This window comes from Micromonospora musae, from assembly GCF_003626545.1.
GTDB classification, from domain to species: domain Bacteria; phylum Actinomycetota; class Actinomycetes; order Mycobacteriales; family Micromonosporaceae; genus Micromonospora; species Micromonospora musae.
Window position 1 is genome coordinate 846,472 of sequence record NZ_RAZS01000002.1, and the last position, 18,941, is coordinate 865,412.

14 protein-coding genes and 1 pseudogene are annotated in these 18,941 nt (G+C 72.0%); 4 read left to right on the forward strand and 11 right to left on the reverse strand.

The genetic code is table 11. The annotated features are described in order from the left end of the window. Positions 1 to 73: 73 nt before the first annotated feature. The 6 genes and pseudogenes from D7147_RS07935 to D7147_RS07960 all read right to left on the reverse strand — a co-directional run bounded on the left by D7147_RS07935 (position 74) and on the right by D7147_RS07960 (position 5,649). Complete coding sequence (locus tag D7147_RS07935; RefSeq protein ID WP_120675089.1) at positions 74 to 640, reverse strand: NADAR family protein; 567 nt, start codon at positions 638 to 640, stop codon at positions 74 to 76. Between the two features lie 192 nt (positions 641 to 832). Continuing rightward, entirely contained in the window at positions 833 to 1,471 is a 639-nt protein-coding gene (locus D7147_RS07940) for an SRPBCC family protein (protein WP_120675091.1), read from the reverse strand. A 158-nt stretch (positions 1,472 to 1,629) separates the two neighbouring features. Further along, positions 1,630 to 1,980: pseudogene (locus D7147_RS33510) on the reverse strand (ArsR/SmtB family transcription factor); the annotation flags it as partial. 27 nt (positions 1,981 to 2,007) lie between these two features. After that, positions 2,008 to 4,104, reverse strand: coding sequence for a xanthine dehydrogenase family protein molybdopterin-binding subunit (locus tag D7147_RS07950; protein WP_120675094.1), 2,097 nt, complete (start codon positions 4,102 to 4,104; stop codon positions 2,008 to 2,010). Positions 4,105 to 4,138: 34 nt separating this feature from the next. Beyond that, positions 4,139 to 5,128: an FAD binding domain-containing protein gene (locus D7147_RS07955; RefSeq protein ID WP_120675097.1), complete on the reverse strand. Its 990-nt coding sequence runs from the start codon at positions 5,126 to 5,128 to the stop codon at positions 4,139 to 4,141. After that, positions 5,125 to 5,649 (reverse strand): 2Fe-2S iron-sulfur cluster-binding protein, encoded by a 525-nt coding sequence (locus D7147_RS07960; protein ID WP_120689859.1) that lies wholly within the window; start codon positions 5,647 to 5,649, stop codon positions 5,125 to 5,127. The genes D7147_RS07955 and D7147_RS07960 overlap by 4 nt, the downstream gene beginning before the upstream one ends. Before the next feature lie 95 nt (positions 5,650 to 5,744). Here D7147_RS07960 and D7147_RS07965 point away from each other — a divergent pair, with 95 nt between their 5' ends. Further along, a complete protein-coding gene (locus D7147_RS07965; protein WP_199734104.1) occupies positions 5,745 to 6,329 on the forward strand; it encodes a nucleotidyltransferase family protein in 585 nt (194 codons plus the stop codon). Between the two features lie 9 nt (positions 6,330 to 6,338). On the opposite strand, the gene D7147_RS07970 is transcribed toward D7147_RS07965, so the two are convergent. From D7147_RS07970 to D7147_RS07990, 5 genes are all read right to left on the reverse strand, one after another. After that, positions 6,339 to 7,568, reverse strand: coding sequence for a glycoside hydrolase family 16 protein (locus D7147_RS07970; RefSeq protein WP_120675103.1), 1,230 nt, complete (start codon positions 7,566 to 7,568; stop codon positions 6,339 to 6,341). A 316-nt stretch (positions 7,569 to 7,884) separates the two neighbouring features. Beyond that, positions 7,885 to 9,264, reverse strand: coding sequence for a GH1 family beta-glucosidase (locus tag D7147_RS07975; RefSeq protein WP_120675105.1), 1,380 nt, complete (start codon positions 9,262 to 9,264; stop codon positions 7,885 to 7,887). 29 nt (positions 9,265 to 9,293) lie between these two features. Then, positions 9,294 to 10,133: a carbohydrate ABC transporter permease gene (locus tag D7147_RS07980; RefSeq protein WP_120675107.1), complete on the reverse strand. Its 840-nt coding sequence runs from the start codon at positions 10,131 to 10,133 to the stop codon at positions 9,294 to 9,296. Beyond that, entirely contained in the window at positions 10,126 to 11,121 is a 996-nt protein-coding gene (locus D7147_RS07985; protein ID WP_120675109.1) for a carbohydrate ABC transporter permease, read from the reverse strand. The genes D7147_RS07980 and D7147_RS07985 overlap by 8 nt, the downstream gene beginning before the upstream one ends. Positions 11,122 to 11,196: 75 nt before the next feature. Then, entirely contained in the window at positions 11,197 to 12,498 is a 1,302-nt protein-coding gene (locus tag D7147_RS07990) for an ABC transporter substrate-binding protein (protein WP_120675111.1), read from the reverse strand. Positions 12,499 to 12,643: 145 nt separating this feature from the next. On the opposite strand from D7147_RS07990, the gene D7147_RS07995 reads away from it, so the two are divergent. The 3 genes from D7147_RS07995 to D7147_RS08005 all read left to right on the forward strand — a co-directional run bounded on the left by D7147_RS07995 (position 12,644) and on the right by D7147_RS08005 (position 18,939). Next, positions 12,644 to 13,843, forward strand: coding sequence for an ROK family transcriptional regulator (locus tag D7147_RS07995; protein WP_120675113.1), 1,200 nt, complete (start codon positions 12,644 to 12,646; stop codon positions 13,841 to 13,843). Positions 13,844 to 15,038: 1,195 nt separating this feature from the next. Next, entirely contained in the window at positions 15,039 to 17,666 is a 2,628-nt protein-coding gene (locus D7147_RS08000) for a discoidin domain-containing protein (protein ID WP_120675115.1), read from the forward strand. Between the two features lie 139 nt (positions 17,667 to 17,805). Next, entirely contained in the window at positions 17,806 to 18,939 is a 1,134-nt protein-coding gene (locus tag D7147_RS08005; protein ID WP_120675117.1) for a carboxylate-amine ligase, read from the forward strand. The last annotated feature ends 2 nt before the right edge of the window (positions 18,940 to 18,941 follow it).

An 18,941-nucleotide genomic window follows, 5' to 3' on the forward strand; every position in this document is an offset into this window, starting at 1 on the left:
GATCCACTCGACATCCAGGAAGTCGGGCTGTCCGAGTCGCCCGGACAGCCCGACTTCCTTAAAGACGAGTCGATCAAGTGCCGGTGGTGTCGCGGAGGGTGTCGCGGGCGTCCATCAGGGCGAAGCCGAGCAGGTTGGCGCCGCGCCAGGCGCCCGGGTCGTCGGCGTGCGGGTCCGTGGCGGCGAGCCCGATGCCCCAGACGCGATCCATCGGGCTCGCCTCGACGAGCACCCGGTCGCCGGTGCCGAGCAGGAACTCCCGCAGCTGCGGGTGCTGGCCGAACTTCGCGACGTTGCCCGCCACCACGATGTCGTAGCGGGCGGCCGCCCATCGGGTCTCGTCGAAGCCGCGGACCTGCCGGCCGAGCGACTTGGCGCGGTGCGGGTGGGCGGCGGCGAGGATGCGCTCGGCCGTCTCGACGTCGCCGAAGAGCCGTGCCTTCTGCCACATCATCCAGTGCTCCGCGGTGGCGAAGCTGCGGTCACCGTCGCCGAACGGGGCGGGCCACCACTGGCTGAGGCACCCCGCGCCGACGCTGCCGTCGCGCTGCGGCCGGTGGCCCCAGAAGAAGAGGTAGCGCACGCGCTGGCCGGCGCGCACGGCGGCGGTGAGGTCGTCGACCGAGCGGGGGGAGGGCATGGACGCAGTGTGCCGGAGAACACCGACAAGAGCGACTCGGTATCCGTGAAGTCGGGCCGTCGGGGCGTGCCGGAGAGCCCGACTTCCTTGACTCCGAGTCGATCACACCGCAGGACCGCGCCGCGCCCCGGTCGGCCGGGACATCCCGCGCCGCCCCGCCCAAGTCGGGCCGGTCGTCCGCGACGCGGTGGCTCAGGCCGAGACGCCCGTGTAGAAGGCGGTGACCTGCTCGGCGGCGGCGCGGGCGGCCTCGGGGTCGGTGCCCGCGGCGACGCTCGCCTCGCGCCAGCGCTCGCTGGCCAGCGTCATGAAGGACCGTCCCTCGGCCGAGGCCGACCACGCCTCGGCGTCCTCCGGGCGGACGCCCGCGCCGGGCGCGCCGAAGTACGTCGCGAGGCCGAGCAGCCCGAGGTCCCAGCCGATGCCGACCGCGCCCGGGCCGAACTGCGCCCACCGGTCGTCGTCGACGTGCGCGATGTGGTGCAGCTCGAAACGGGTGCGGTCACCGTCCTGCGGGGTCAGCCGGACCTCGATCCAGCTGACCTCACCGCCGTACTCCCACGTCGCCGTGAAGCTGTGCGGCGGGTCGCAGGTCTCGACGACCCCACCGGCGTTGCCCTCCAGCTGGTATCGGCCGCCCAGCCTCAGCTCGCCGGAGATCGGCAGGAACCAGCGGGGGATCCGCTCGGCGTTGGTGCAGGCGTCCCAGACGTCCTCGACCGGCGCGTCGTACGTCTGGCCGATGGTGGTCACGCGGGCCTCGCCGGCCTCCAGCGTCCGGCTGCCGACCTGCCGCCGGACGGCGTTGATCTGCTCGGTGGCGTCAATCATCGTGCTCTCCTGTCATCGGGGACTTCCGTGGCTCGCCGCCGTGGCCGCTGGCCCTGGTCGGTGGACGGTTGCCGCCCTGGCCGCTCGCCCCCGCCGGTGGGCGCCGGCCGGCGCGGCCGTTCGTTCGGGTCGGTGGTGGCCTGCGGTGGCGGCCCGTCGGGGGTGTCGCCGGACTGGTCCCGCAGTCGCCGTTCCCGCTTGCCACGGGCGAGCTCGGTGGCGAGCGCGCTCAGCGGTGGGGTCCAGAACCGGCGGAAGTGGTCGAGCCACTGGTCGACGTCGTGCAGCGGGCGCGGGTCGACCGCGTAGAGCCGGCGCGTGCCGTCGGGCCGGACGGTGGCGAACCCGTTGAGGCGCAGGACCTTCAGGTGCTGTGAGACGGCCGGCTGGGAGATGCCGAACTCGCGCTGGATCACCGCGCAGATGTCGCCCGCGGTCGTCTCGCCCCCGGCGAGCAGCTCGAGGGTGCGGCGCCGCACCGGGTCGCCCAACACGTCGAAGGCATGCACCCAGAAGTTATATCAGCGCCAGGTTAATTAAGTAAAGGATGATGAGCCGGCGAGCTTCTCCAGCCGGATCGGCAGGTCGCGCACCCGTACGCCGGTGGCGTGCCGGACGGCGTTGGCGATCGCCGCCGCCGAACCCACGATGCCGATCTCGCCGAGCCCCTTCACCCCGGTCGGATTCAGGTCGGAGTCCTCCTCGTCGACCCACTCCGCCTCGATCTGCTCGACGTCCGCGCACCCGGCGATGTGGTACGTGGCGAAGTCGTGGTTGACCCAGTCGCCGTACCGCTCGTCGAGCAACCCCTCCTCGTGCAAGGCCATGGAGATTCCCATGGTCATGCCCCCGATGAGCTGACTGCGCGCGGTCGTCGGGTTCACCACCCGGCCGACCGCGAACACGCCGAGCATGCGGCTCACCCGGACCTCACCGGTCTCCGCGTCCACCCGTACCTCGACGAAGTGCGCGCCGTACGCGTAGCGGGCCATCGGCTTCTGGGCCCGGATCTCGTCGGCGGTGCTCGCCGCGACGGTCAGCCCCTCCGGCGGCAGTGAGCCCGAGTGGTGGCCGAGCCGGTCGCGCAGCTCCTGGCAGGCGCGGGTGAGCGCCCAACTCCACGAGGCGGTGCCCATCGAACCGCCGGCCACGCCCGCCGGGGGCAGGTCGCTGTCGCCGATCCGGATGGTCACCCGCTCCGGTGGTACGTCCAGCGCGTCCGCGGCGATCTGCCACAGCGCCGTACGGGCCCCGGTGCCGATGTCGGTCGCGTTGATCCGGACCAGGTAGCCGCCGTCGGGCAGCGCGGTGGCCGTGGCGGCCGACGCCCGCGCCCGAGCGGGGTAGCTGGCGCCGGCCACCCCGGTGCCGACCAGCCAACGTCCCTCGCGGCGGGCACCGGGACGCGGGTCGCGGTCACCCCAGCCGAACCGGCGTGCGCCCCTGATGAGGCAGGCGACGAGGTTGCGGCTGCTGAACGGATGCCCCTGGTCGGGGTCGACAGTCGGTTCGTTGCGGACCCGCAGCTCGATCGGATCGATCCCGCAGGCGGCGGCGAGCTCGTCCATCGCCGACTCCAGGGCGTACGCGCCGGGGCACTCGCCCGGCGCCCGCATCCAGAACGGGGTCGGCACGTCGAGGCGGACCAGCCGGTGCGTGGTGCGCCGGTGCGGCGCCGCGTACATGCTGCGGGTGTAGACGGCGGTCTGCTCGGCGAACTCGGTGATGGTGGAGGTCTGGCTGATCGCGTCGTGGCAGATCGCCGCGATCCGACCGTCCGCGTCGGAGCCGAGCCGTACCCGTTGGATCGTCGGGGTGCGGTAGCCGATCGGCCCGAAGAGCTGCTGCCGGGTGAGGGCGAGCCGAACCGGCCGGTCCACCTGCCGGGCCGCGAGCGAGGCGAGCACCACGGCCGCCTTCGGGTAGCCCTTGCTGCCGAACCCGCCGCCCACGTGTTCGCTGATCACCCGCACGGAGTCGCGGGGAATTCCGAACAGCTCGGCCAGGGCGGCCTGCACAGCCGTCGAGCCCTGGTTGGAGTCGTGCACGAGCAGCCGCCCGTCGCGCCACTGCGCCGTGGTGGCGTGCGGCTCCATCGGATTGTTGTGGTACGCCGGAGTCCGGTACGTGGCGTCGACCCGCACCTCGGCGGCGTCGAACGCGGCGTCGAAGTCCCCCTCGCTGGTGTCCGTGGGATAGCTCGGATTGACCTTCTCCGGTCGGTACAGGCCGGGGTGGTCGGCGGTGAGCACCGTGCTGTGCGGCTCGGTGTCGTAGTCGATCCGGACCTGACGCGCGCCCTCACGGGCCGCCTCGATGCTCTCCGCCACGACCAGGGCCACCAGTTGACCGCGGTAGTGCACCGCCGGGTCCTGCAGCAGGTACAGCTCCGGTTCGACGTCCGACGAGAGCCGCGGGGCGTTGCCGTGGTGCAGGACCGCCAGCACGCCCGGCACCGCGAGCGCCGGGTCCGGGTCGATCCGGGTGATCCGCCCGCGCACCGCCGCCGCGGGAACCGCCCAGCCGTACGTCACGTCCTCCAGCGGGTACTCGACCGCGTACCGGGCGGTGCCGGTGACCTTTTCCGGGCCCTCCAGACGGGGGTGGGCCCGGCCCACCGCGCCCGCGCTCACGGCTCCGCCCCGGTCCGCACGCCGAGCCCGCCGCTCATCGCCGCGACTCCGCCAGCTCGGTGAGGGCGCGGACGGTGACGGCGCGGATCAGCGGCACCTTGAACCCGTTGTGCCGCAACGGGCGCGCCGCCGCGAGCTCCGCGTCCGCGGCCTGCCCGGCCAGCTCCGGGGTGAACGGCCGGCCGCGCAGCTCCGCCTCGGCCCGGTAGGCGCGCCAGGGTCGGTGCGCGACCGCGCCGTAGGCGAGCCGGACGTCACGCACCACGTCCCCGTCCAGGTCGAGCACGGCGGCCACCGAACCGACCGCGAAGGCGAACGAGGCCCGATCCCGAACCTTGAGGTACGCCGACCGGCGCGCGGCCGGCAGCGGTGGGATCCGTACGGCGGTGATCAGCGCACCCCGTCGGAGGGTGGTCTCCCGCTCCGGGTGCTCGCCCGGCGACCGGTGCAGCTCGACGAAGGGCACGTCCCGGGTTCCCTCGGGCTCCGCCACCTCGACCACCGCATCGAGGGCGGCCAGCGCGACGGCCAGGTCCGACGGGTGGGTGGCGACGCACTCCTCGGACCAGTCCAGGATGGCCAGCTCGCGGTTCTGCCCGTGCCGGGCCGCGCAGCCGCTGCCCGGATCCCGTTTGTTGCACGCCTTGCCGGTGTCCTGGAAGTAGAAGCACCGGGTGCGCTGCAACAGGTTGCCGGCGGTGGTCGCGATGTTCCGCACCTGACCGGAGGCGGCGGCGAGCAGCGCGCGGGCGAGCACGGGGTAGTCCCGGCGTACCACCGGGTGGGCGGCGAGTTCGCTGTTGCGTACGGTCGCACCGACGCGCAGGCCGCCCTCGGGCAGCGGCTCGACGCCGCCCAGCGGCAGCCGGTTGACGTCCACCAGCAGGTCGGGGCGCTGCACGCCGAGTTTCATGAGGTCGACGAGGTTGGTGCCGCCGGCCAGGTACGCCGCGTCGGGGTCCGCGTCGAGCAGCGCCACGGCCTCGTCGACGTCGGTCGGGCGGCGATACCGGAACTCCCTCATCGCTCGCCCGCCGTCTCCCGGATCGCGGCGACGATGTGCGGGTACGCCCCGCACCGGCACAGGTTGCCGGCCATCCGTTCGCGGATCTCCGCGTCGGTCGGCCGTACGACGCCGGTGAGGTCCTCGGTGACCGCACTCGGCCACCCCTCGGCGAGCTCGTCGAGCACGCCGCGCGCCGAGCAGAGCTGACCCGGCGTGCAGTAGCCGCACTGGAACGCGTCCTGCGCGACGAACGCCTCCTGCAGCGGGGAGAGCCGGTCGGGCCCGGCCAGCCCCTCGACGGTGGTGATCGAGCAGTCGTCCAGGGTGACCGCGAAGATCAGGCAGCTCTTCACCCGCCGCCCCTCCAGCAGCACCGTGCAGGAGCCGCATTGGCCGTGGTCGCAGCCCTTCTTCGCGCCGATGAGGCCGAGGTGCTCGCGCAGCGTGTCGAGCAGCGTCGTGCGGTTGTCCAGCGTCAGCTCGCGGCGATCGCCGTTGACGGTGAACGCGACCCGGGACGACCGTTCGTCGCCGGCGATCGAGGCGCTACCGGAGCGATTCTGCACCCGCTCATAGTAGCTTTGTTCACACTAATCGGGAGAAAACCGACAGCTCTTGTCTGGCTGGGGGACGCGTGGCGAAGGGCAGGGTGGCCGGGCTGCTGCTCGCCGCCGGCGCGGGGCGTCGGTTCGGCCGGCCGAAGGCGCTCGTCGAGTTCGCCGGCGAGCCGCTCGTCCGCCGTGCCCTGCGCCTGCTGGCCGCCGGGGGCTGCGCCCCGGCGCACGTCGTGGTCGGCGCCGGGGCGGACGACCTGCCCCCGCTGCCGGAGGCGGTCCTGGTGCACAACCCCGACTGGTCCCGGGGGATGGGCCTCTCACTGCGCCTCGGGCTGGCGTCGCTGCCCGAGGACGTGGCGGCCGCCGTGGTGGTCCTCGTCGACCAGCCGCTGCTCAGCCCGGCGGCGGTGCGCCGGGTGCGGGCCGCGTACGCCGGCGGCGCAGTCGTCGCGACGGCCACCTACGCCGGGCGTCCCGGCCACCCCGTGCTGCTCGGGCGCGAGACCTGGCCGCTGCTCGACCGGTACGCCACCGGCGACCGGGGCGCCCGCGACCTGCTGCGCGCCCGGCCCGACCTGGTGGTCCGGGTGCCCTGCGACGGTGTCGGCGTTCCGCTCGACCTCGACACCCCGGCCGACCTCGCCCGTGCCACCCCGCCGTGACCGTGCCGGTCAGCGGCGCCACTTCTGGTTGGGGCCGCCGGTGCACTCCCAGATCTGCAGCCGGGTGCCGTCGGCTGAGCTCGCTCCGGTCGCGTCGAGGCACTTGTTCGCCTGCGGATTCACGATGTCCCCGGCGGCGCTGAGGACCCAGCGCTGCGCGGCGCTGCCGTTGCAGTCCCACAACTGCACGGGTGTGCCGTTGGCGGTGCCGCCACCGGCCACGTCGAGGCACTTGCCCAGCGCCCGCACCGAACCGTCCCCGGCCCAGGACCAGCGCTGCGCCGCGGTGCCGTTGCACGTCCAGAGCTGCACCGCGGTGCCGTTGGCGGTGCTGGCGCCGGCCACGTCCACGCACTTGTTGCCGTAGCCGACGATCGGCGCGCCGCCGCCCCCGCCGCCGGTGTCCCACGCCTGCACCCGGACGTAGTCGACGACCATCTGCTGCGGGAAGACCGTCGTCCCGTCAGGGGAGCCGGGCCAGTTACCGCCGACCGCGACGTTCATGATCATGAAGAAGGGGTGGTCGAAGACCCATCGGTTGCCGCGCAGGTCGGCCGGGGTCTTGCGGGAGTACTGCACGCCGTCGAGGTACCAGGTGATCGAGTCGGGCGCCCAGTCGACGGTGTACGTGTGGAACGCGTCGGCGAGTGCCTGCCCGCCCGGCAGGGAGGTCTGCCCGGTGACCGCGTTGCCGCCCGAGTAGCCGGGCCCGTGCAGGGTGCCGTGCACGGTGGAGGGCTCGCGCCCGACGTTCTCCATGATGTCGATCTCGCCCCGGTCGGGCCAGGAGTTGCTGCTGGTGCCGAGCATCCAGAAGGCGGGCCAGAGCCCCTGGCCGCGTGGGATCTTGATGCGAGCCTCGAACCGGCCGTACGCCTGGGCGAACGTGCCGGCGGTCAGCAGCCGGGCCGAGGTGTACTGGCAGCTGCCGTACCAGCAGTTGTGGTTGGCGGGGTTCTCCCGGCGGGCGGTGATCACGAGGTTGCCGTTACCGTCCAGCGCCGCGTTGCGGGTGCTGCTGGTGTAGTACTGCAACTCGTTGTTGCCCCAGCCGCCACCACCGATGTCGTACTTCCACTTGTTCTGGTCCGGCGGTGTGCCGGCGGGCCCGTTGAAGTCGTCGGACCAGGTCACCGCGCCGGGTGCGGCGGCGGCGGGTGCGGCGGTGGGTACGGTCAGCGCGGCGCTGAGCCCCACGACGGCGAGCGCCAGTGCGGCGACGGCACGAAGTCTGCGCATGGGAGGCCTCCCTGCGATCTCGGATGTCCGGACCCTCAACCCGTCCGGCGGACGGGAACTGTAAGGAAACCGGTGAAATAGACTGTCAACAATCTATGAACGCTCCGCCCTTGTGTCAAGAGAGCGCTCTCCCCGCGCGGGACTCCTCGGCGCCGCCCGTTGATCATGACGTTGACGGGGGAGCCGATCTCCAAGGCCCCGCCAACCTCATGATCGACGGGGAGGGCCGGGGGTGGGGAGGGTCGGGGGTGGGAATGGGGAGGGCCCCGGGTGCCGTTGGTGCGGCACCCCGGGGCCCCGGGAGGTGGATACGGGCTCAGGCCACCGGCGTGGTGGTGGCGCCGGCCGCACCGGCGAGCCGCTGGTGGGCGCGGATCAGTTCGGCGTAGCGGTGCCCGCTCGCCTTCATCGTGCGCCGCTGCGTGGCGTAGTCGACGTGGACCAGCCCGAAGCGCTTGTCGTAGCCGTACGCCCACTCGAAGTTGTCCAGCAGCGACCAGACGAAGTAGCCGGCGAGCGGAACCCCGCGGGCCACCGCCGACGCGCACGCCACCAGGTGCTCCTCCAGCTGGTCGGTGCGCTCCTTGTCCTCGACCGTGCCCTCCGCGGTGACCGTGTCCGGCCACGCCGACCCGCTCTCGGTGACGATGATCTTCGCCGGCCGGTACTCCTCGTGCACCGAGACCAGCAGCTGCTCGAGCCCGGTCGGGTAGACCTCCCAACCCATCGCCGTCTCGACCGCGCCGGGCACCGGCACCTGCCGGGCGTACGGCGGGGGCCCCGCCGGGTCGTCGACGACCAGCTGACGGAAGTAGTAGTTCACTCCGAGGAAGTCGGTCGGGGTGGCGATCACCGCGAGGTCGCCGTCGCGTACCGGCGGCTCGATCCCGTAGGTGGCGATCATGTCCGCCGGGTAGCCGCGCCCGTGGATCGGGTCGAGCCACCAGCGGTTGACGTGGCCGTCCATCCGGCGGGCCGCCGCGACGTCCTCGGGACGGTCGGTGGCCGCCTCGATCGGACTGAGGTTGAGCACCAGCCCGATCGACGCCGGGCGGGCGGCGTTCGCCCGTACCGCCTGGGTGGCCAGGCCGTGTCCGAGCAGCGTGTGGTGGGAGGTACGCACCGCCCGGTCGAGGTCCCGCTCCCCGGGGGCCATCTTGCCCTCCAGGTGGCCGATCCAGGAGACGCAGAGCGGCTCGTTGACCGTGTTCCAGTCGGTCACCCGGTCGCCGAGCCGGGCCGCGACGATCGCCGCGTAGTCGGCGAACGCCTCGGCGGTGGAGCGCTCGGGCCAGCCGCCCCGGTCCTGCAGAGCCTGTGGCAGGTCCCAGTGGTAGAGCGTGGCGAAGGGCCGGATGCCCTCGGCGAGCAGCCGGTCGACCAGCCGGTCGTAGAAGTCCAGTCCCGCCGCGTTGACCGCGCCGCCCCCCTCGGGCAGCACCCGGGGCCAGGCCACCGAGAACCGGTACGCGTCGACGCCGAGCCGGCGCAGCAGCGTGACGTCCTCGGGCCAGCGGTGGTAGTGGTCGCAGGCGACGGCACCGGTGTCACCGTTGTCGACGTTCCCGGGAGCCGCCGAGAAGGTGTCCCAGATGGACGGAGATCGTCCGTCGACGTCGACGGCCCCCTCGATCTGGTACGCCGCGGTGGCGACGCCCCAGAGGAAGTCGGGCGGCAGCTTGGACAGGTCCGGCACGGGTTGGTTCTCCTCTGCGGTGGATCGAATCACTTGACAGCGCCGGCGGTGAGGCCGGCGACGAAGTAGCGCTGCAACGCCAGGAAACCGGCGACGACGGGCACGCTCACCACCAGCGAGGCGGCCATGATCTGGTTCCAGTAGACGTTGAACTGGGTGGAGTAGCCCTGGAGGCCGACGGCGAGAGTACGGCTGCCCTCGTCGGTCATCACCGAGGCGAAGAGCACCTCACCCCAGGCGGTCATGAACGCGTACACGGTGACGGCGACCACGCCCGGTACGGCCGCCGGCAGGATCACCCGGAACAGGATGCGCAGCGGACCGGCGCCGTCGACCTGCGCCGCCTCGTCGAGCCCGCGCGGGATCGAGTCGAAGTAGCCGACCAGCATCCAGATCGAGAACGGCAGCGAGAAGGTCAGGTACGTGATGACCAGGCCGGTACGGCTCGCGTACAGCTCGATCCCGGTGGCGTTGCCCAGGTTGACGTAGATGAGGAAGAGCGGCAGCAGGAACAGGATGCCGGGGAACATCTGGGTGGAGAGCACGGTCACCGAGAAGAGACCCCGGCCCCGGAAGCGGTACCGGCTCACCGCGAACGCCGCGAAGATGGCGACCGCCACCGAGCAGACCGCAGCGACGCTGGACACCACCAGGCTGTTCACCAGGTAGCGGGCCAGCGGCACGGTGCTCCACATGTCGACGAACGGTTGCAGCGTCGGCCGGCTGGGCCACCAGGTGAAGCCGTTCTGCACGTCCTGCAGCGGCTTCGCCGCCGAGGTGACCATCACGTAGAGCGGAATGACGACGAAGAGGGTGAGCAGGGTCAGCACGATCCGTCGGCCCCAGCGCTCACCGGCGGTCTCACGCATGGTCCCTCCGGCGGTTCGTGATCAGCAGGTAGCCGGCCGAGACGACCAGCAGGAAGAGCAGCAGCGCCACCGACATGGCCGAGCCCGAACCGAAGTCCCAGGTCTTGAAGGAGCTGCGGTAGATGTGGATGGAGATCAGGTCGGCCTGCGCCGGCGCCGAACCGCCGAAGAGCACGTACGGCGTGTTGAAGTCGTTGAACGTCCAGAGGAAGAGCACCAGCAGCAGGACCAGGTTCACCGGGCGCAGCATCGGCAGGGTGACCGAGCGCAGCCGCCGCCAGAACCCGGCGCCGTCGATCGCGGCCGCCTCGTAGAGCTCGTCCGGCACGTTCTGCAGGCCGGCCATGAGGCAGAGGAACGCGAACGGCCAGCTGCGCCAGACCGAGACGATGAGCAGCGACCAGAAGCTGTTGTCGCCGATCAGCCAGAACGGCTTGTCGTCGAGCAGCCCGAGCTGGTCGACGAGGACGTGGTTGACCAGGCCGGTGTCCCGCTGGAGCAGGAAGCTCCAGGTGATCACCGCGGTGTAGACGGGCAGCGCGTACGGGGTGAGGAAGAGCGCCCGCAGAATTGCCCGGCCGCGGAACGGTCGTTGCAGCACGACCGCGCCGGCGATCCCGAGCAGCCAGGCCAGCCCCACCGAGAGCAGGGTGTAGACCAGCGTGACCCAGAACGAGTGCAGCAGCTCGCGGCCGGCCACGCTGTTGAAGTCCAGCGTCGCCTTGTAGTTCTCCAGTCCGATGAAGGGTGCGGTGGACCAGTCCCGGATGTGGAACTGGGTCAGCTCCAGCAGGCTCATCCAGACCCCGACCACCATCGGGATCACGTGGATGGCCAGCTCCAGGACGACGGCCGGAACGAGCAGCAGGTACGGCAGGAGCGAACGCCGGGGGCGGCGGGGCCGCCGGGCCGGGGCCGGCGCCGCGGTCGCGGCCCCGGGGTCGCGCCGGTCGGGGCGGGCACCCGACGCGGTGGTACTGGTTGCCATCAGGATCCTCTCGGCAGGTGGTGGCCGTGGCAGGGCCGGTGGGGCGCCCCACCACGGCCACCTGTGACGCCGGGGTCAGCGCATCTTCTGCTGCGCGTCGCTCAGCTTCTTCTTCACCGAGTCCTCGGTGACCGGGCGGCCGCTGGCCGCGTCGGCGAACAGCTCCTTGATGGCGGTGCCGACCAGCGTCTCGAAGGTGCTCTCGTCAGGCACCTGCGGCAGCGGGGCCGCCGAGGTGGAGAGCGTCTCCTGGAGCACCTTCTGCTCCGGGGCGCTGAACGCCGGATCGGTGCCGACGGTCTTCACCGCGGGCAGCGAGCCGTACGTCTTGTTGAGCAGCGTCTGCTCCTCGTCGCTGGTCATGAACTTCACGAAGTTCAGCGACGCGTCCTTGTTCTTGGTGTGCTTGAAGACCGCCATGTTGATGCCGGCGACCATGCTGTTGACCTTCTTGCCGCCCGCGGGCGGGCTGGCCAGGAAGGGCACCGGTGCGATCCCGTACGCGTCGGGGGCCATGTTCTGGGTCTTCAGGTTCGACCCGGCGGCCTGCCAGAGCAGCATCGCCGCCTTGCCGTTGGCGAAGTCGGAGACCGACTGGTTCTGCGCGTACTCGGCGTTGCTCGGGTTGGTGATCTTGTCGGTCGCCATGAAGTCGACGTACCGCTTCACCGCCGAGACGTTCTGCGGGGTGTCGAACGTCGGCTTGCCGGACGAGTCGAACCACTCGCCGCCGTACTGCTGGCCGAAGGCGAAGGCGTGGTGGGCGTTCTCGTTCGGGTTGGCGCCCTCGATCGCGAGCCCCCACTTGCCGCCGGTGGTGAGCTTCTTGCCGTACTCGGCGAGCTGCTCCCAGGTGGTCGGCGGGGCGGTGATGCCGGCGTCGGCGAACGCCTTCTTGTTGTAGTACAGCGCGTACGCCAGGCTGTAGAGCGGCACGGCGGCCGGCGGCTTGCCGGGTGCGCCGGCGGCGGCCAGCGCGGCCGGGACGAAGCGGTCCTTGCCGCCGACGGCCTGCAGCGTCGCGTCGTCGAACTCGACGAGCGCGCCGGTGGCCTGCAACGACGCCGACCAGGTGTTGCCGATGTTCACCACGTCCGGGCCCTGACCCGAGGTGGCGGCGGCGAGCAGCCGGTTGAGCAGGTCCGACCAGGGCACGACCTCAAGGTTGACCTTGATGCCGGTCTGCTTCTCGAACTTGTCCAGCTCCGGCTGGAGGATGGCCTTGTCGGCCTCGAGACTGGCGCCCTGGTTGCTGGCCCAGTAGGTGAGGGTCTTGCCGGAACCGCCGGCGTCGTCGCCGGAGCCGCCGCAGGCGGTCAGCGAAGCGGCCGCCAGGACGGCGGCGGTAAGTATCCCGAGTTGACGTCTCGTGGACACGATCAGCCCTTCCGATGCAGTGGTGGGGGTAGGGGGGTTACATCAAGGCTTAAATTATGTCGTCATTAAAGTGTCTGCTGGTGGGGTCGTCAAGCACGGGGAGCCGTACAGTCGCTCGGGACGACCGACGGGATCGAGGTGCCGAGTGGAGCTGGCGAGAGCCACCAACCGGAGCGTGCGACTGCGCAACCGGGGTTCCCTGCTGACCAAGCTCTTCCTCGACGGGCCACTGACCCGGCAGGATCTGGTGCGCAGCACCGGCCTGAGTCAGCCGGCGGTGAGCAACGTGGTCAGCGACCTCATCGAGGAGGGGCTCGTGGCCGAGGCGGGCGCCGCCGAGTCCGACGGCGGCCGGCCCAGCATGCTGCTCCGGATCGCCAGCCGGTTCGCGTTCCTCGTCGGGGTGGACGTCGGTGAGACCCGGGTCCGCGTCGAGTTGTTCGACTTCGCCATGACCCTGCTGGCCAGCGCCGAGTACCCGCTCGACCCGGCCCGGACCGAGCCCGCGGAGGTGGCCGGCCACGTGCTCGCCGGGATCGACGCGGTGACCGGCGCCGCCGGGGTCCGCCCCGCGGACGTGCTCGGCGTCGGCATCGGCGTCTCCGGCGTGGTCTCGCAGGGCGAGCACGCCGTGGTGCACGCCCAGGCGCTCGGCTGGGACCGGGTACCGCTCGAGCAGCTGATCGCCGCCGGCACCGACCTGCCGTTGCACATCGACAACGGGGCGAAGACGCTCGGCCAGGCCGAGATGTGGTTCGGCGCCGGCAAGGGCGCACGGCACGCCGTCTTCGCCCTGGTCGGCTCCGGTGTCGGCGCGGCCGTGGTGGCCGGCGGCGCGACCTACCGCGGCGCCTCCAGCAGCGCGGGGGAGTGGGGTCACACCACGCTGGTGTACGGCGGGCGGCCCTGCCGCTGCGGCGCCCGCGGCTGTCTCGAGGCGTACGTCGGCGCGGAGGCGATCATCGACCGCTACCGCGAGGCGCGCGGTGGCCGCCCGGTGCCGGGTGAAGATGAGGAGTCCCAGCTCAACGCGCTGCTCGACGCGGCGGCCAGTGACGCGACAGCACGCCGGGTGCTCGACGAGACGGCCGCCTACCTCGGCGCCGGCGTCGCCAACCTGATCAACCTGTTCAATCCGGAGCGGGTCGTGCTGGGCGGCTGGGCGGCGATGGCGCTCGGTGATCTGCTGCCGGCCGTACGCGAGGCCGCCGGCCGTCAGGCGCTGCGCCAGCCGTACGAACAGGCCTCGATCGAGCTGTGCCGGCTGGGTGTGGACGCGGTCGCTCTCGGCGCCGCGACGCTCCCGGTCGCCCGCTTCCTCGCCGACGGAGGCGTACGCCGCTGACGCCCCCGCCCGCGTCGCCCCCGCCCGCGTCGCCCCCGACCCGCGTCGCCTCTGCCCGCGTCGTCGCCGCTCGCCGGTCGTCGGATGTCGGTCGTCGGCCGTCGCTCCTGCCAGGGTCGTCGCAGGTCGCAGGTCGCAGGTTGGCGTGAGGTCGTGCCGACGCTGGTGACGTCGCTGCTTGCGTCTGCCGTCTGCCGTCTGCCGGTCGCTGGTTGACGCGAGGTCGTGCCGATGCCGGTGACGCTTTCGTCGGCGTCGTCGGGCGCGCCACTCACCAGTCTAGGTAAGGTCGCGCCGACGCTTTGGAGCTGAGTCAACAGCGACATCGGGCGCCGGAGCCCCGGGAAGCCGAGGCCGCGCCAAGGATGCGTGCCATGGGTGGTCGTTTCGATCGTCACGCCCGCCCGGGACGAAGCCCCGCGGTGACGCCCGGGCGCGTCGACCCGCCGCCACGCGACCTGCCGAACCGCCGACGATCACCGTGAAACGGTGCGGCCGAGCCCGGTCGACACCGACATGAACCGAACTCTCTGCCCACGCCTCAGCCCGTCGATCATGAGGTTAACGCGGATTTTGATCTTCCCGACCCCCGCTAACTTCATGATCATCGCCGGAAGCCCGGAAGCCCGGAAGCCCGGAAGCCCGGAAGCCCGGAAGCCCGGAAGCCCGGAGGCCCGGAGGCCCGGAGGCCCGGAGGCCCGGAGGCCCGGAGGCCCGGAGGCCCGGAGGCCCGGAGGCCCGGAGGCCCGGAGGCCCGGAGTCGGAGCCGGAGGCGGGACGGGGCGGGTCGGGGCGGGGGTGGGACGGAGGTGGGGTAGTGGGGTTTCCCTGCTTGGTGCCGTGGCCTTCGTGCGTCGTTGGGTCGACTCGTTCGCGACATCAGCTCTAAAGCCACCGAAGGGCACTACCCGCTCCCGTCGGCCGGGGCGCCGTCTCCCGCCGGCCGGGGCGCCATCCCCCGCCGGCCGCGTGCCGTCTCCCGGGGGTGGCGCATCGTCCATAAACGACCTTCGGGATAAATAACAGTGTTATAGATCGATGTCTTGACGTCGTCGCGACGCCCCCGTAACACTCCATCGAGAGCGCTCTCTCGACCCCCCGGCGCCGCCTCGGCGGCATCACCCCGGCGCCGGCGGTCGTACCGGTCCCTTCCCGTCTGCCCAGCGTCCGCAGCCCTCTACCGACAGGGAACGTCATGACATCTCGTGTTTTATCCGTGCCAGCTTCCCGCTGGCGGCGGCGCGCGCTCATCGGGCTCGCCGTGGCGCTGGTCGCGGCGCTCAGCCCGGCGGGCGTCGCACCACCCGCGCAGGCCGCCCCCACCCTGCTGTCGCAGGGCCGCCCCGCCACCGCCTCGTCCACCGAGAACGCCGGCACCCCGGCCGCCGCGGCGGTCGACGGCAACACCGGCACCCGCTGGTCCAGCGCGTTCAGCGATCCGCAGTGGCTCCAGGTCGACCTCGGCACCCGGGCCACGATCAGCCAGGTGACCCTGGTCTGGGAGGGCGCCTACGCCCGCGCGTTCCAACTCCAGACCTCCGACGACGGCGGCACCTGGACCACCGTCCACAGCACCACCACCGGCGCCGGCGGCACCCAGAACATCACCGTGACCGGCGCCGGCCGCTACGTGCGGATGTACGGCACCGCCCGGGGCAGCGCCTACGGCTACTCGCTCTGGGAGTTCCAGGTCTACGGCGAGACCGGCGGCACCACACCGACCTGCGGCAGCGCCAACGCCGCGCAGGGCCGACCGGCCACCGCCTCCTCCACCGAGAACGCCGCCCTGCCCGCCTCCGCGGCGGTCGACGGCGACGGCGGAACCCGGTGGGCCAGCGCCGCGAGCGACCCCCAGTGGCTGCGGGTGGACCTGGGCGGCACCCAGACGATCTGCAGGGTGGTGCTGACCTGGGAGGCCGCGTACGCCCGGGCCTTCCAGCTCCAGACCTCGGCCGACGGCAACGCCTGGACCACCGTCTACAGCACCACCACGGGCACCGGCGGCACGCAGAGCCTGACCGTCAACGGCAGCGGCCGCTACCTGCGGATGTACGGGGCCGCCCGGGGCACCGCGTACGGCTACTCGCTCTGGGAGCTGCAGGTCAACACCACAGGCGGGGGCGGCGACCCGTCGATCCCGCCGACCGATCCGCGCAACCCGAACTTCGGGCCTAACACCTTCGTCTTCGACCCCAGCACCCCGACCGGCACCATCCAGAGTCGGTTGAACACCCTCTTCGACCAGCAGGAGGAGAACCAGTTCGGCCCGCAGCGGTACGCGGTGCTGTTCAAGCCGGGCACCTACACGGCCGACGTCAACCTCGGCTTCTTCACCCAGGTCGCCGGCCTGGGGATGAGCCCGGACGACGTGAACCTCAACGGCCACGTCCGGGTCGAGGCGTTCTGGATGAACGGAAACGCCACCCAGAACTTCTGGCGCGCCGCCGAGAACCTCTCGGTGACCCTGCCCGCCGGCGTGACGGTGGAGCGGTGGGCGGTCTCGCAGGCGGCCCCGTACCGCCGGATGCACCTGCGCGGCGGGCAGAACCAGATCCAGCTCTGGAACGGCGGTGACGGCTGGTCCAGCGGCGGCCTGATGGCCGACACCAGGATCGACGGCCTCGTCGTCTCCGGCTCCCAGCAGCAGTGGTACTCGCGCAACAGCGAGTTCGGCAACGGCTGGACCGGCTCGGTCTGGAACATGGTCTTCCAGGGCGTCGCCGGCGCACCGCCGCCGCACTTCCCGAACCCGTCGCACACCGTCATCCCGCAGTCCCCGGTTGTGCGGGAGAAGCCCTTCCTCTACGTCGACGGCACCGGCGAGTACCGGGTCTTCGTACCGGCACTGCGCAGCAACACCACCGGCACCAGCTGGTACGGCAAGACCCCGGCCGGCTCGTCCATCTCGCTGTCGCAGTTCTTCGTCGTCCAGCCCGGCACGGGCGCGGCCACCATCAACGCGGCGCTCGCCCAGGGCAGACACCTGCTCTTCACCCCGGGCGTGCACCACGTCACCGAGCCGATCCAGGTCAACCGCGCCGACACGGTGATCCTCGGTCTCGGTCTCGCCACCATCCAGGCGGACAACGGCACCGTGGCCATGCGGGTGGCCGACGTGGACGGTGTGAAGGTCGCCGGCATCATGTTCGAGGCGGGCACCACGAACTCGCCCGTGCTCATGGAGGTCGGCCCGGCCGGCTCGTCGGCCAGCCACGCGGCGAACCCGACCTCGCTGCACGACGTGTTCTTCCGCATCGGCGGGCCGCACGTCGGCAAGGCCACCAACACGCTCACCGTCAACAGCGACAACGTGATCGGCGACCACATGTGGTTGTGGCGGGCCGACCACGCGGCCTCCGGCGTACCGACCGGGTGGACGCTGAACACCGCCGACACCGGGCTGACCGTCAACGGCGACAACGTCACCATGTACGGCCTCTTCGTCGAGCACTACCAGAGGTACCAGACCGTCTGGAACGGCAACGGCGGGCGGACGTACTTCTATCAGAACGAGATGCCGTACGACCCGCCGAACCAGGCCGCCTTCATGAACGGCTCGACCCGGGGCTACGCCGCGTACAAGGTGGGCGACGGGGTGACCAGCCACCAGGGCTGGGGCATGGGCAGCTACTGCTACTTCAACGTCAACCCCGCGGTCGTCGCCGAACGCGCCTTCGAGGCGCCGACCAATCCGAACGTACGGTTCACCAACCTGGTGACCGTCTCCCTCGGCGGGGTCGGCACCATCAACCGCGTGATCAACAACACCGGGGGCACCGCGAACACCGCCAACCAGCAGGTGTACCTGACCGCGTACCCGTAGCACCGACTGCTCGCCCGACGGGCCCGGCCGGACTCCTCCGGCCGGGCCGCGAGCGTTTGCCGACCCCGGCGGCGGGAACGCGGAGGCGGCCGGTAGTGCGACGCCCGGCGCGTCGCCTGACGAAACGGACGCCGAACGCATGACGTACCGTCCGACGATCGCCACCGCGGTGCCCGACCTCACCACGCTGACCATCGGGGTGGAGGAGGAGTTCCTGCTGCTGGACCCGCGGACCGGGGAGAACCTGCCGGTCGCCCAGCGGGTGCTGACCGGGCTGCGCGGGGCGGCCCGCGACCAGAGCCGGCAGGAGTTCCGGCACAGCATGGTGGAGATGGTCACCCCGGTCAGCGTCGACCTGACCGAGCTGCGGGCGCACCTGGTGGCACTGCGACGCTCCGCCGCTCAGGCGGCCGAGTCGGCGGGCGCCCGGCTGGTCGCAGTGGGCGCGACCCCGATGCACGAGCCACATCGGACGGTGCCGGACAAACCGCGCTACCACGCCATGTCCCGCCGGTACGGGCCGGTGGCACACGACCCGGCGGTCTGCGGATGCCACGTGCACGTCGGGGTGCCGGACCGTGACCTGGCCATCCAGGTCTGCAACCACCTGCGCCCCTGGCTGCCCGTGGTGCACGCGATCGCCACCAACTCGCCGCTGCACGACGGCGCCGACACCGGGCACGCCAGCTGGCGTTCGATGCAGCTGGAGCGCTGGCCGAGCCTCGGCCCCACCCCCTACTTCGACTCGGCTGCCGACTACGACCGCACGGTCGAGGAGTTGATCGCCGCGGGCGTCATGCTCGACGCGGCGATGGTCTACTGGTACGCGCGGCCGTCGGCCGCGTACCCGACTGTGGAGATCCGGGTCGGGGACGTCTGCCCGACGGTCGACGACACCGTGCTCGTCGCCGCGTTGCTGCGCGCCCTCGTCGCGACGCTCGTCGACGAGGTGCGCGCCGGGGTGCCGGCGTCGCCCGTCCGCGACTGCCTGGTCTCCGCGGCGCACTGGCGGGCCGCCCACGAGGGGATGGACGGCACCCTCATCGACCTGCGACGCGGTGGCGCCCGGCCGGCGTGGGAGCTGGCCGACGAGCTCTTCGCCACGGTCTCCCCGGCGCTACTGCGCCACGGCGACCTGGGGTACGTGCTGGATCAGCTGACCCGGCTGCGCGGGGAGGGCACCGGCGCGACCCGGCAGCGGCGGATCCTCGACGCGACCGGCGACCTGCGCGCCGTCCTCGCCGAGCTGGCCGCCTGGACCACCGCCGGCTGACC

What these genes read in the sequence shown, in the direction of transcription:
- D7147_RS07935 (WP_120675089.1), bottom strand. Translation starts at nt 640, where the DNA reads ATGCCCTCCCCCCGCTCGGTCGACGACCTCACCGCCGCCGTGCGCGCC.
- D7147_RS07940 (WP_120675091.1), bottom strand. Translation starts at nt 1,471, where the DNA reads ATGATTGACGCCACCGAGCAGATCAACGCCGTCCGGCGGCAGGTCGGC.
- D7147_RS07955 (WP_120675097.1), bottom strand. Translation starts at nt 5,128, where the DNA reads ATGAGGGAGTTCCGGTATCGCCGCCCGACCGACGTCGACGAGGCCGTG.
- D7147_RS07970 (WP_120675103.1), bottom strand. Translation starts at nt 7,568, where the DNA reads ATGCGCAGACTTCGTGCCGTCGCCGCACTGGCGCTCGCCGTCGTGGGG.
- D7147_RS07980 (WP_120675107.1), bottom strand. Translation starts at nt 10,133, where the DNA reads ATGCGTGAGACCGCCGGTGAGCGCTGGGGCCGACGGATCGTGCTGACC.
- D7147_RS07985 (WP_120675109.1), bottom strand. Translation starts at nt 11,121, where the DNA reads ATGGCAACCAGTACCACCGCGTCGGGTGCCCGCCCCGACCGGCGCGAC.
- D7147_RS08000 (WP_120675115.1), top strand. Translation starts at nt 15,039, where the DNA reads ATGACATCTCGTGTTTTATCCGTGCCAGCTTCCCGCTGGCGGCGGCGC.
- D7147_RS08005 (WP_120675117.1), top strand. Translation starts at nt 17,806, where the DNA reads ATGACGTACCGTCCGACGATCGCCACCGCGGTGCCCGACCTCACCACG.